The 11736-nt window shown below is 57.9% G+C and carries 10 protein-coding genes and 2 pseudogenes; 2 read left to right on the forward strand and 10 right to left on the reverse strand.

Annotated elements, in window-relative coordinates:
- Positions 1–440: 440 nt before the first annotated feature.
- The 8 genes and pseudogenes from ACZXDY_RS42315 to ACZXDY_RS42350 all read right to left on the reverse strand — a co-directional run bounded on the left by ACZXDY_RS42315 (position 441) and on the right by ACZXDY_RS42350 (position 8244).
- Positions 441–2207, reverse strand: a complete 1767-nt coding sequence (locus tag ACZXDY_RS42315; protein WP_464349578.1) for an adenylate/guanylate cyclase domain-containing protein — start codon at positions 2205–2207, stop codon at positions 441–443.
- A gap of 210 nt (positions 2208–2417) precedes the next feature.
- Positions 2418–2654, reverse strand: coding sequence for a hypothetical protein (locus tag ACZXDY_RS42320; protein WP_464349571.1), 237 nt, complete (start codon positions 2652–2654; stop codon positions 2418–2420).
- Positions 2651–3640, reverse strand: coding sequence for a hypothetical protein (locus ACZXDY_RS42325; protein ID WP_464349572.1), 990 nt, complete (start codon positions 3638–3640; stop codon positions 2651–2653). Before ACZXDY_RS42325 ends, ACZXDY_RS42320 begins: the two co-directional genes overlap by 4 nt.
- Positions 3641–4659: 1019 nt before the next feature.
- Positions 4660–4929: a thermonuclease family protein gene (locus ACZXDY_RS42330; RefSeq protein WP_464349573.1), complete on the reverse strand. Its 270-nt coding sequence runs from the start codon at positions 4927–4929 to the stop codon at positions 4660–4662.
- A gap of 122 nt (positions 4930–5051) precedes the next feature.
- Positions 5052–6407: a hypothetical protein gene (locus ACZXDY_RS42335; protein WP_464349574.1), complete on the reverse strand. Its 1356-nt coding sequence runs from the start codon at positions 6405–6407 to the stop codon at positions 5052–5054.
- A gap of 147 nt (positions 6408–6554) precedes the next feature.
- Positions 6555–7220: pseudogene (locus tag ACZXDY_RS42340) on the reverse strand (SOS response-associated peptidase).
- Positions 7221–7259: 39 nt separating this feature from the next.
- A complete protein-coding gene (locus tag ACZXDY_RS42345) occupies positions 7260–7508 on the reverse strand; it encodes a DUF3237 family protein (protein WP_464349579.1) in 249 nt (82 codons plus the stop codon).
- 321 nt (positions 7509–7829) lie between these two features.
- Positions 7830–8244: pseudogene (locus tag ACZXDY_RS42350) on the reverse strand (hypothetical protein).
- A gap of 411 nt (positions 8245–8655) precedes the next feature.
- Here ACZXDY_RS42350 and ACZXDY_RS42355 point away from each other — a divergent pair.
- Positions 8656–8832 (forward strand): hypothetical protein, encoded by a 177-nt coding sequence (locus tag ACZXDY_RS42355; protein WP_464349575.1) that lies wholly within the window; start codon positions 8656–8658, stop codon positions 8830–8832.
- Between the two features lie 733 nt (positions 8833–9565).
- Complete coding sequence (locus ACZXDY_RS42360) at positions 9566–9763, forward strand: H-NS family nucleoid-associated regulatory protein (RefSeq protein ID WP_464349580.1); 198 nt, start codon at positions 9566–9568, stop codon at positions 9761–9763.
- 752 nt (positions 9764–10515) lie between these two features.
- On the opposite strand, the gene ACZXDY_RS42365 is transcribed toward ACZXDY_RS42360, so the two are convergent.
- Together ACZXDY_RS42365 and ACZXDY_RS42370 are read right to left on the reverse strand one after the other, a co-directional pair.
- Positions 10516–11013: a thermonuclease family protein gene (locus tag ACZXDY_RS42365; RefSeq protein ID WP_464349576.1), complete on the reverse strand. Its 498-nt coding sequence runs from the start codon at positions 11011–11013 to the stop codon at positions 10516–10518.
- Positions 11014–11122: 109 nt separating this feature from the next.
- Positions 11123–11449, reverse strand: a complete 327-nt coding sequence (locus ACZXDY_RS42370; protein ID WP_464349577.1) for a hypothetical protein — start codon at positions 11447–11449, stop codon at positions 11123–11125.
- Positions 11450–11736: the final 287 nt, after the last annotated feature.

Raw genomic sequence — 11736 nt, forward strand, 5'->3', positions numbered from 1 at the left:
GTTGGGTCTTCGGCGCGAACTTGCGGATCGTCATGTCTTCGATCATGCGCCGGCGCAACGGGCTCATTGCCTCGTCGGTCATGGGGATGCTCCTGTCTTGGGTGAGGTTGTTGCAACCCCTCAATCTCAAGACAGGACGCCCCTTGGCGCTATCGGCTTGGCCACCCTGTTTGCCGCAGCGGCCTACCGCGCGAGCGGTTTAGTCCGATGGCCCTTCGCGACATATTTCACCGCCGCGTGATCTTGGTCACTAACAAAGCATAGCGGAAGTTGACGGGCAGCCGTCTATTGCAGAGGACGACGATCTTGACCCTTAGGCGACTTCGGCTCCGACAGATTTTCGCTTTGTCAGAGCAGGCGGCTCGCAACGACTGCTTCTCCCTCGGGGCAGACAGCCGTCACGTTGAGAAGGTTCGACCAGCCATTCGACCGAACGATTGTCACCGCAGGTTAGTTAGGCCTGCACGACGCAAGCCTTCTGCAAGGTGCTCCCGGTATTTCATGTTAAGATAGGGGGTAGTAACATCGAAAAGCTGCTGCGGGTCCGCGGACCGGGAAAGGAAATCATCTAGCAACGGCCGGGCTTCCTCGATACGTCCAAGTTGGCCGAGGCTTGCCAGCAGAGTTCTGAGGCCTGGGTAAAACCGGCGCGGACGGTTTGCAAGTTGGCCATAATGGACCGCCTCCTCGTAGTTCTCCTGATGATAGTGAGCCAGCGCGACGAAGCCGAGAAAGGCGCCGGCTTGAGGATCGTTCGGGTTCAGACGGAGGCTACGCAGCATTGCATCGATAGCTTCTCTGAAGTTTCCGATATAGACCCGAACCAAGCCGAGAGCGAGGAAACCGAGCGCAAAATTCGGGTTGAGGTCGATCGAACGCTGCGCCTCCGCAAGCGCCTGCGCCTGCATTCGCATCACCAAACTCGTCCAGCTATACGCGTAGTGGCAATAGGGGTCGCGGTCATCGATCGCGACCGAGCGCGCCGCAGCCGCATGAGCCTCAGATGCATTGTTTGCGAGATCGCCGGTCCAGCCCTCCCATGTCCGGCTGTTCAGCGTGCGTGCAAGCGCCATGTGTGCCTGGGCGAGAGTCGGATCAAGCCTGATGGCCTCCCGCAACAGAGTGATAGCCTGATCTTGGTTCTCGGGGGTCTTTTGTGAAAAGTGCCACATCGCGCGCATGCAGCAATCGAACGCATCCAAATTTTTCACGCTCTTGCGAAAGGCTCGTTTTCCTTCGATGAGCAACATCTCTGGCTCAATCGAGCCGACCACGCTCTGGGTGATCTCGTCCTGGATAGCGAAGATGTCGGCCATGTCGCGATCGAAACGCTCGGCCCACAGATGATTGCCGGTCTCCGCCTCAATCAGCTGGCCGGTAATCCGCACGCGCTGACCGGATCTTCTTACGCTTCCTTCGAGGATATACCGAACGCCAAGTTCGCGAGCGACCTGCTTCACGTCGACGGGGCGCCCCTTGTAGACGAACGTCGAATTTCGCGCGATGACAAAGAACCATCGGTGATGAGACAGGGCAGTAATGATGTCTTCTGTAATGCCATCCGCGAAATACTCCTGCTCGGGATCACCGCTCATGTTCGAGAATGGGAGCACCGCAATCGATGGCTTGTCCGGAAGCGCAAGCTCGCCGCTCAAAATCCCGGTGGCGGCCGGATGCTGGAGCCGCCAGTCCACAGAGTAGACCGAAACCGGACGACTGATATTCTTCAACGATCGTTGTCCGATTGACAGAAGGGGAAAGTTCAACTTGCCTTCGATCTGATCGCGGACCACGCCAGAGATGCAAATTCCGCCCGGGTCGGCGACGCCCTCCAACCGCGCAGCAACGTTTACTCCGTCGCCGAGCAGGTTGTCGCTGTCCACCAACACGTCGCCGAGATTGATGCCAATTCGAAATTCCATCCTCCGGTCGTTGGGAAGATCGGCATTATGGCGATCGAGAGCGCGCTGGATCGCAACCGCGGCGCGGACGGCCTGCACTGCGCTGCTGAATTCCGCAATCACGCTGTCTCCGGCGGTCCCAAAAATGCGCCCGGCGTGTTCAGATATGAGATCGGATATCGCGCGACGGTACGCGTCCAAGGTCCGCAGGGTCGCTTCCTCGTCCGCCTCCATGAGGCGGCTGTAGCCAGCAACATCTGCCGCCAGAATCGCAGCCAACCGTCTTGTGATCGATGGGATGTCCATGGTCACCCCATACCGCCAGTCCGACCAGTCTAGCCGATGTGGGGGCGAGGGTAAAAGCAAGAATGGTCCCGCGCCTGGATTGTCGCCTTCTGGCCCATCGCGTCATTTTGTGGCAGTGCGGCACTTCCGCCCCTTTTGGAGTGAAGCGGACATTGAGCTGCTTCAGGTCACCGCTGCACGAGCACGTTAGCGATGATAAAATCGGCAAGATTAATCGGCTCTGCGCGTGTGCTCTCTGACAAAGTGCGCATACATCTCGCGCAATTCCGCGACCGGCCCGTCGCTGCCGTCGAGTAGGACCGGCGTCAGGCGAAACGTCTCGTGGTCGAACTTCCAGCCTTTGATGCCCACGAGGAAATAGGCTTCTGCGGATGCGCGGAGATAAGTTAGTTCTCTGGCGCGCTTTAGGTCATCGCGGTGGAAAGGCTCGATTGCATCGCGCTTCATGTTTGCCCGGTCTCCATCTGGAATTGCTCGAACGCCGGGCGAAGCGGAATGGTGTCGCAAGAGTTGTCCGTGTAGAGGATGACCAAGTTATAGCCGGCGTCGATTTCGGTGCTGGCGATGCGAGGCGCAACCGCGAGCGGACCTGTGGGGCCGCGCTCACCGCGCTCGCCCTTCAGGCCTTGTTGGCCACGCTTGCCTGCGGAAGCGAACAGTTGCCAGTTTTCGCCGGGGCATGGGCCGGGATCGTCACCCAGCGCGACAAAGCTGGACCCGTTGAGCATGACGACGTCGAGCCGGCGATAGTCCCTGCCTTTCGGATCATAGGTGCCGCGAGGCCGGAATGCGCGACCATCTTTGCCGTCTGCGCCCGATCGCGCCAGGCAGGTCCAGTCTTCGCTCTCCGGACCGGGCGCTTTCGCGGTGTCGCGCTTGGCCTGATAGCTGCCGGTCTGATCGGCCACCACGCTACTGCGATAATAGATGCGGCCTGCTATGTACGGCTCGACCACCGGCATCGAACCGGGCTCACCCTTTTCGCCGCGCGGACCCGCTGTGCCATCGACAGGCTGTTTGATCAGCGCCGTCCGCTCTGCGATCTCGGCGCGGACTTCGGCGCGAAGCTCGGTTCGGATTTCTTCCCGCATTTCCGCCTTGGCCGCGCGGATGTCGGCCAGCGCCGTTTCCAGTTTCGCTGAATTGCTATCCGACTCGCGCCGAAGGAATTTGTTGGTCTCATCGAACAGGCGGCCGAGCTGCTCGTTGATGCCCTCGCGCAATCCCGCGATAACCCCATCGTGGATCACCGCGATCTGCTCGCTCACAAGGTTCTGAACGTACTGTGCCCACGAGGCCTGAACGACTGCGTCGGTCGCGACCCTCGCGGCGGTGGTTGCCGCTGTACTTCTGGTTTCCTCGGCCGCGGTGTCGGTCGTGTAATGTCTGCTACCGCTGCCGAAACTGCCGCCGTATCGCGATTTGCCAGACATCGCTGCCTCCCTCAGTGCGACCCTGGTCGAGTATAGCACCAACGGAATTCGCCAGGGAGGCAATCCTTCCGATCCGCTCCATCGGTGAGGACGTCGGTTTTGCCGATCAATTTAGATTGCGCGGCACCGTACTCGTGCAAAAGCTTTGACGCCCGGCGTTTCACCGATGGCATTGCTCGTCCATGTTCGGCCGAGCCTTAGGTCCCAAGGCGCGCGCCTCACCGGCGAGGCTTGTCCCAACGCTGAGCGGCCGGAATGGTTGATGGTGACTGCGCTTCCAATTCCCGGAGCCGGTTGATTTGTGTTCTAAAGTTCCCTGGTAGTTCCGGCTCTGGTTTCAGGTGCGCGTGCAGTCTCTCCCCAATCTCTCGAACGATTGCTCGGCTATGTGCGCGGTCTATGTCGATGCGGTTCGGCATAACGAAGCCTCACTGGGGTAAGAAAGCGCATCGGAGACTAGCGCCTGCCCCTCTCGAAGCCCCTGCCGCTTGCGACCACGACTGCTAGTCCAAATGGAACCGGAGACCGCCGCTTTTAGCTATCTGCGCGAGCGCTGGTTTGAGAACAGCGGGTCTTTTATCCGCGACATGCGCCGTGTTAGTACCGGCGAGCGACGGTCTCATGTTTTTTCTAAAGCCTAGTAGGCGCTTTCGTTCCTTGATCCTTGTTAGCGACGCGATGTTCCATTCGGAGAACCCAGACTCGGTCGGTCGGGTCTTAAAACCATGGTCAAACGGACACACACGGATAGCCCTCGGGAACCAGTTCTGGGGGTGCCCGGTTAGTTCATGGGACGATAAAGGGGACCGTCGCTATGAGGATTGAATATCTGGCTGCGATTGCGATAGCCGTTCTTGCCGCTTGTACTGGGCTGGCCGTCATTTCTCTCGGCTCGCTGCCTCTCGAAAAGCAGTCCACGCCGACCGCTACGCAAATGGCGGACCGATTGGCTCAGTCCTTGGACCCATTTTTTGATGCGGTCTAGTGGCTAACAGCCGGCATTAGCGGCGCTGCCCGAGTCATGGCAGCGGCTGACGATATTGTAGACTGTCCTCGTCTTGGCACAGCCGGTTGCTTTCGAGCGCGTCTATGCCCCAGAGCCGTATGCGCGTGCCATCGATTTCGAGCGTGTCGCCATCGATGATGCTGGCGCGCCCAATAAGGTCGGCGTCCGCGTTGGCAAAGTCTGAGGCAGCACACTCACTGCGATAGCAAGCGATCGCACAAAAGCCATTACTCGCAACCGTCGTCAATTTTTGCGACGCCGTACTTTTGCACTCGAAGTTCATTCAACTTCGATTTCTTCCCTATAGCGCGTAACGCCATTTCAGCTTTGCGAACGATTGCAGTCATATCGTCAGTTGCGTTCACGATCCGACGATAGTCGAGCGCGGAGAATTAAACGCCTCAACTACTCGCCTTCGCGCGCCTCAAAGAGTGATTGATATTGCTCCGTCGGAACTGACGCCAACTGCGCGTGCTTCTTGTGGTCCATGTTTTGCGCTGCTAGCACTAGATCGGTCTCGAAATCGAATGCTCGAGCCGCCTTTTCGGCTCTCTGGCCCGCAATTTCTGTGATCCTCGGCTCGTTTACCGCGCGATCAAATGGATCATCGTGCACCCAGAAGTCGTCGCCTCCTTGCTCCGAGACAAAGTCGATTAGCCGATCGGCTGTATCGTTCCGGCCTAGTTCGCGTAGAACTGACACGACCTCATCCAAGTTCCTGCGCGATAGCACGTCAAGGTTGGCTCTAAAGCCCGCGACCAGCGCGTCGCAAACCACTTCTTCATTGTCAGCAAAATCATCGTGAAAGAGCCGCCAGGATTGCTCGAACGATCGCGCTTTCGACATTCGGTTCTGCCTGACTTGAGTTTCAGCGGCGCTCTTTTCGATCTCTTCGACGTTAAGGACGCTGCTCTCGACGAAATGCGCCAATGCGACGTCAAACTCATCCAAACTACCCCAGTCGTATTCGCCCAGAATGGTGTCCCACCGCAATTCGTCGGAACTCGGCGAGGTCTTTTCGTCTCTGCGGGTCATGTAGCGCTCAAGCGTACTTTGCTTGACGTAGTCCATCGGAGGCGGCTTGGCTCCCGTGTCGAACTTACACCAGCCGAACATCGTCAGCGAGTGCACGGCTCGCTTCGTCAGGGCTGGTCCGTATGACTCAAGGTGCGGCGCGACCATCCGTATGAGTCGCTCTATCTTCTTAATCACGCGGATGTTGGAAATCCGCAATTTGACGCAATGTTCGGACATCAAGACCGAAAGGTCATCCTTACCAGCAATCGCGATTGACACCGCATCCGCAGCGTTCGGCCCGAACACCAGTTTGGTGTCGATTACCGTCTCGAAGTAGTTCTCAAACTCTTTCGCCGCTTCCGCATCCTGCTTTAGCTGGGTCTCGTTGAGTAGCAGCACGACCTTGCATGTGCGCTGCTCACGCACATAGGAAATCAGCCCGAACACATCCTTCACGCTGACCGCGCCACGGCGCTCCAAATCGTCAATGCAGATGACTTGATTGCGTACCGCTGTAAATAAGAGCGGCTGCCCCTTAGCGATTGCTCCACCAACGACGGGCAACGCTCCAGCGATCCCGATAAATTGCTTGCCTTGCTTTAGGATCGAATTTCCGCCTGAAAGTAGAGCATCAAATCCGCTGCTGCCCTGCGGCACGAGGAATTCGAGGTTCTCGAAAATGGACGTTTTCAACGCCCCCAGAGAGGCGATGCCGAACAGGGAAACATAGCTATACCGCGACAATCCGATCTCGCGTTTGGAGCGGAGCCGGTCGAGAATGGTTTGCCACGTATAGGTCTTCCCGACCCCCCATTCGCCTGAGATACAAAGTACCTCAGCCTCAGAGGATTTCAGGAACCTCTCGATCTCGCTTTTACTCAGCAGTCGCTGTCATCTTGAACCCGCCGCCGCAACATGGTTCGAGGCCATTCGATCTTCCTTCTCTGCTCCGCGCATGACGATGGTGAGCGCATCATCGGGCAGCGGGCTCTGCAAGGTCCTTTGGCGCGCGCATCCAGACGTCACGCTCCTCGTCGGTCGTCAGGATCACAGGCATGGCCTTTGGATGGATCGGCGCGACCAAGTCGTCAGAAAGCCGTAGACCTGATGTGGTCCGGGCACCGGCTTAGACTTCGTGCCGCGATCACCGTTGAACGTCGTCCAGATGCCAGCGAAGGCGAACAGCGGGCGGTCATCGTTGAGTGCGAACCACACCACGTCCTTCTTCTTGGTCTCCGGGTTCGGTTCCGGCGCGTACTCGGCGAAGCTGTTGGCCGGGATAAGGCAGCGGTTTTCCGGCTTCAGCCAGCCTCGCCAGTGCGGGGACGACGTGTTGCGGATGTTGGGAACCGGAGGGCCGCCCGTGCGCGGTGGCGGCGGCATGCCCCATCGCATTAGCACCATCTCGGTGCCCGCGTCCGTGTTGCGGATGACCGGAGCCGAGTAGTCCGGAAAGACGCCGGGCATCGGTGCAAGATTGCCGACGTAGCGGTTGATCACCCGAAACAGGTTGATGATCGCGGCTTGGTTTGTCGTAATAGAATACAGATTGCACATAAGGAGACGAAGGCACAGTTCGCTATTCTCAATGCGAACTCATTTGACGACGAAGAGGTCGTAAATGAGATGATCGCCGTTTTTGTACTCCACCATCTTTCCCACTGCCTGAACGTCGTTGAGCCAAGAATACTTCTCCGACCTGGTCTGGAACGTGGGAGAACTGATCAGATAACAGTCTTCGGCCTTGACCACTTCACCCTTGCGGAACCGAACTGCGTTCTCCTTATCGCAGTGCATCCTGCCGTTGTAGGTCATGTAGATTATCTCATGCTCGTCGGTCTCGATTGATTACGCGGCCATCTAATCGGAGACGCACGACATCGCCCGGAAGTCTTGTGACCCAATCGCCAGATGGCTCCAAAATCCTCCCGCTCACCCTACCTTTTATCCACCCACCGGTTTGGTCGCGAGAGATCACGAGGTTGGGGTCGGCAACTAGTGCCGGGTCCTTTTGTATGTATACCGTCATCAAATACTCGGTGCTGACGGACGTCGATTGCGCGACCGCCGGTGTGCCAGAGAGAAAGGCTGCACTCGCCAAGACCGCGAACCGTAAGCGCGATACGTAGATCATCACTTCCTCCTTGCTCATTTTGATCTCTGACTTCACCGCTCTCCCGGCCACCATGTTGACGGTGGATCGCTCGCCGAAATCTTCGTCACCCGCAGCGCGACCAGATGGCTGCGCTTGTACGGATAGCCGCGCAACTGCGAGCAGTCCTTGCACCGCATGTAGCGCTCTAGCTCGTGCACCGGCGTTGACTTCGGTCGCCGCACGATGTCCAGGGCGACAGTCTGATTGGTGTCGCAACCGAGGCATCGGACTTCAAGATAGAGGTAACCTGCATTGAGGGCATCGCCCAGGGTGGGCGATGGCTGCGCCGGACCCTTGAAGGCGAGCATGCACTTTATTCCACGCCTCGCAGGCGAGCCGGTCGGCTTCCTTGCGTAATTCCGTCGCCCGCTCTGCCGCCGCCCGGACCGACCCGCCGTAAATGGTCTCGCGTGGTTTGGTGCCCATCGCGCGAGCATCGGCCGGAGGTAGAGCGTCGGCAAGCCGCTACAGATTGCGGTGGATAACGCGCCGGGCACAACGGAGGCGACGCGGCACCTCTCGGCACCGGCCCTTCAACCGCGCTACTCGCTCAACCAGACTTCATGTCTTCGTCCAGCACCATCAGCACCCCAGGCCAGAAGCAGAAGCATCCCGGCAATAACGGGATGACCCCCAAAGACGAAGGCCACTCCAAGGATTGCAATGATGAGCCCGGCGAGTGTCATCCGACTATTTTCCGAGTACCAAGCCTATCGGCTGTGGGCGATCAAGCAGCGCGGCAGGCCGTGAACGTCCGGTACGGCCTAAGCATTCCGAGCCTCGTGTCCTAGTTTGTGGTACTAGTGTCCTAATTCGTTCTCGTGCCGGGAGAAGACCATGTGGGCACTTGAAACGCTGGCGATCTACCTGACGCCGTTCTTGATCATCGGGATAGCCGTCAAACTCCTGATGAGGCGCTATAGCGTTGACCTCACTGATGTCCAAAAGCAGGTTGGGACAAAGCGCAGGCCGCGCAAGGTTTTTCTCTTAGGCGGCTGGCGCAACGAAGAGTAAGGCCCCTCAGTTCGCGGCCTCTTCATTTCCGAAACGTCTCGCCTTCTGAGACCTTTAGGTCCCGCCAGGTCCGGTTTGCGCCAAAACAACGCAAATTCGCCCGGCGCGATTGCCTTCGGCGAGACCCATGATGCGTTGGTCTCATCGCGTTCCAATCTCCTGACATCGGTTGTCCGGGTCCTTTGGGGAGGATCGCGTGTGCGGGGTACGCGCGACCGCACCATTTGAGCATATTTACAAATTTCGATTTTGCACTTTTGTTTTTGTACCATCGAGTACACAACGGCGGTGCTCGATGACGTGAGGCACCGCCATCGAACGCATGAGAGGAGGAGTGCCGGGCCAGCCCAGTCATCAAGAAAATCAATCGTCCGATGGAGGGGACGCCGATTGCCGGACCATTTCCGGTCATTGTCCTACAGGACAACTTTCCTTCCACACGCTTTAGTTTAATGTTATGCTTAACACTCGGAGAACCCCTTGCAAGTCCAATACTTGCGTGCCGCCAAATACCGACGTTCCGCGACCATCGGAGGCGTTTGTGAGAGGGAACCGCTTAAAATGGATGTCCATGGATGAACTATGGAAGCTCCATGATGAGGTAAGCTTTGAACTCGCTCGAAGACTACAAGCGGAAAAAACCAAGCTCGAGCAACAGCTCCGTCAGCTTCATGGGACCGACAAACGCGCTTACCCTCCCGTTTCTCCGAAGTATCGAAATCCGAAGAACCCAATGGAGACCTGGTCCGGCCGTGGGAGGCTACCCCGGTGGCTTGGGCCGCTAATTCAAGCTGGCAAAAAGCTGGACGACTTCTTGATCGACCGGGCAGCCCGGTCAGCGCCGACAAAGGACCACGCCATCGACCACCACCAACAGCGGATCGACATCTCTCTTCAGAGCGCTCCGAAGATGACCTCCCGATCTTCCTGACAGGTCCTGAACAAAGCTTCCGAGAGCATTGATCAGATCGCCGTAAATCGTGCATTGCGTCGCGTCAGCGATTTGGCACAAAGCGCACTTCCGCTGAACGATGTCCCCGCCGTATTACGACACCGCAGGATTTCGAGCGGTGGATGTATATTCTAATAAATTGGGCATGTGTCATCGGCGAACAATGACCGTTTGTTTAGCGCATTCGTTGTCACGGCGCCGTGTCGACAATCATGGTGATGTTTGCGGTTCTCGCATTTTTGAGCGCGAGCCCACGCGCTTCAGTTCACCTGCCGCACATGTTTGCCATAACGCGCATCGAGGATTGTGTACGAGACGGCACATAATTTAGAGCGATATGAAAAATTGCGAATCGCACCGCACCGTCGCGCGGCCCCCGCAGTAATTGACGCTTACCGAAGCACCCTTCGCAATGGGGTTCACTTCACGACGGGGCCGGGAATGCAGGACGGTTGTATTTGCGCGAAATAGCGATCCTGCTCACCAAGTGGGCGCTTGGCATCGCGCGCCACGCTAGCGGCGGCCTCTTTCTGAATTAGGGCTGTGCCAGCCGCCTCACAGGCTTCAATTGAACCGTAACCGGGTATCGACGTAATGCCAGCCGGTCCGCCCGGCACAGGCTTACCCGCAAGTGTACTGATAACGATCAAAACCAAAACCCATGTTTGCATAATCGCTCCTGCTTTCCGCTGTTCACATGTGCGGAGTGCAATCGGCAAGCTTTGGTACCGCTATCCGCACCAAGCACGACGTTTCGGGCAACTCGTCGCGCCGCAGACGTAGGGATGTGCCAGACCTTCACCGATCAGGATTTGCCCGACATCCCGCCCGCCGACCGTTAGCGATCCACACAGCCGCCCGTAATTGCAATGCGGGGTACCCTCCTGTCCCGGACGGCAGGCGCACGCGACGCGCTCCAGGCGCGCATCGCCGCCGCTAAGAAGGATCCGGAGTCGTGCGGTGGCAGCTTCGGCGCGGCGGCGCTCGTCATCGCATTGCGCCTTGTCACCGCGCTCTGGCGTATCGAACCCCGTCAATCGATAGACGGTGCCGTCCATGCGCACGGTATCGCCGTCAATCGCCTCGATTGGACCGGCTAGCTTCGGCGCAGGGCGAATGATTTCGACGTTAGCCGCTTCTTGACCGGGACTGCTTCGCCAGTTGAGGAATGCCATGGTCGCGGCAAAGGCGAACACCGCGGCAGTGATAGCACAGAGGACGATCGGCAATCTCGACCGGCGGCGAAATGGAATTACGGTGCCCATTACCTTCTCGCTGCGGCCATCGTTTTGTTCCCTCACATGGTCAGATGCGAATATGGGCCTCACGAAGACGGCGCTAGGGCAAACAGGCCCTTAGCCCGGCGCATCGAGTACACACGCCCGCACTTTGGGATGGTGCCTGAACAGCGCCGAAGGGATCGATTGACTGAGTTGATTTGATCACGCGCAAATTCTTCTGAACCGTGAGCAGCCCGATCGGTGTGCCATCGGCATTCAGCTCCACGAATGCGACAGCCCCCATGCGATCGGCGACAACAAAGGCTCTATTGCCGATGCCGGGTGAGATGCCGATCCGGGCGTACTGACCGTCGTTCTGATTAGTGTCGGGCGAGGTGGTGATGAAAATGTCTTCATTGTATGCTTCGATTTTGCATTTCAGCACTCGGCAAGCGAAGCGGTTGGTGCAAGCATTTGAGCGCCAACAAAACGGGCGACTAGTGCTACGAGAACTGAATGTTTCATTCTGCGATTTGATCCGATTTAAAATCGCAAATCGGCGACAGTTGCCGACTATTCACAGGCCCTGTTTGCCGAACCAATCCAGCTGCGGAGCTACGTCGCTACCGGGTACGGATTTTTCTGAGCATCCTTGGAGAGACAGGTTTCCAACTCACGTAGTTGTAGAGCCCGGCCCACGAATGGACCTGAGTACCGCACTTACGGCAGTGA

This window comes from Bradyrhizobium sp. LeoB3, from assembly GCF_055456055.1.

Excerpts from the sequence above, each read along its gene's own strand:
- ACZXDY_RS42325 (WP_464349572.1), bottom strand. The coding sequence starts at position 3,640 with ATGTCTGGCAAATCGCGATACGGCGGCAGTTTCGGCAGCGGTAGCAGA.
- ACZXDY_RS42320 (WP_464349571.1), bottom strand. The coding sequence starts at position 2,654 with ATGAAGCGCGATGCAATCGAGCCTTTCCACCGCGATGACCTAAAGCGC.
- ACZXDY_RS42360 (WP_464349580.1), top strand. The coding sequence starts at position 9,566 with ATGGAGACCTGGTCCGGCCGTGGGAGGCTACCCCGGTGGCTTGGGCCG.
- ACZXDY_RS42315 (WP_464349578.1), bottom strand. The coding sequence starts at position 2,207 with ATGGACATCCCATCGATCACAAGACGGTTGGCTGCGATTCTGGCGGCA.
- ACZXDY_RS42355 (WP_464349575.1), top strand. The coding sequence starts at position 8,656 with ATGTGGGCACTTGAAACGCTGGCGATCTACCTGACGCCGTTCTTGATC.
- ACZXDY_RS42330 (WP_464349573.1), bottom strand. The coding sequence starts at position 4,929 with ATGAACTTCGAGTGCAAAAGTACGGCGTCGCAAAAATTGACGACGGTT.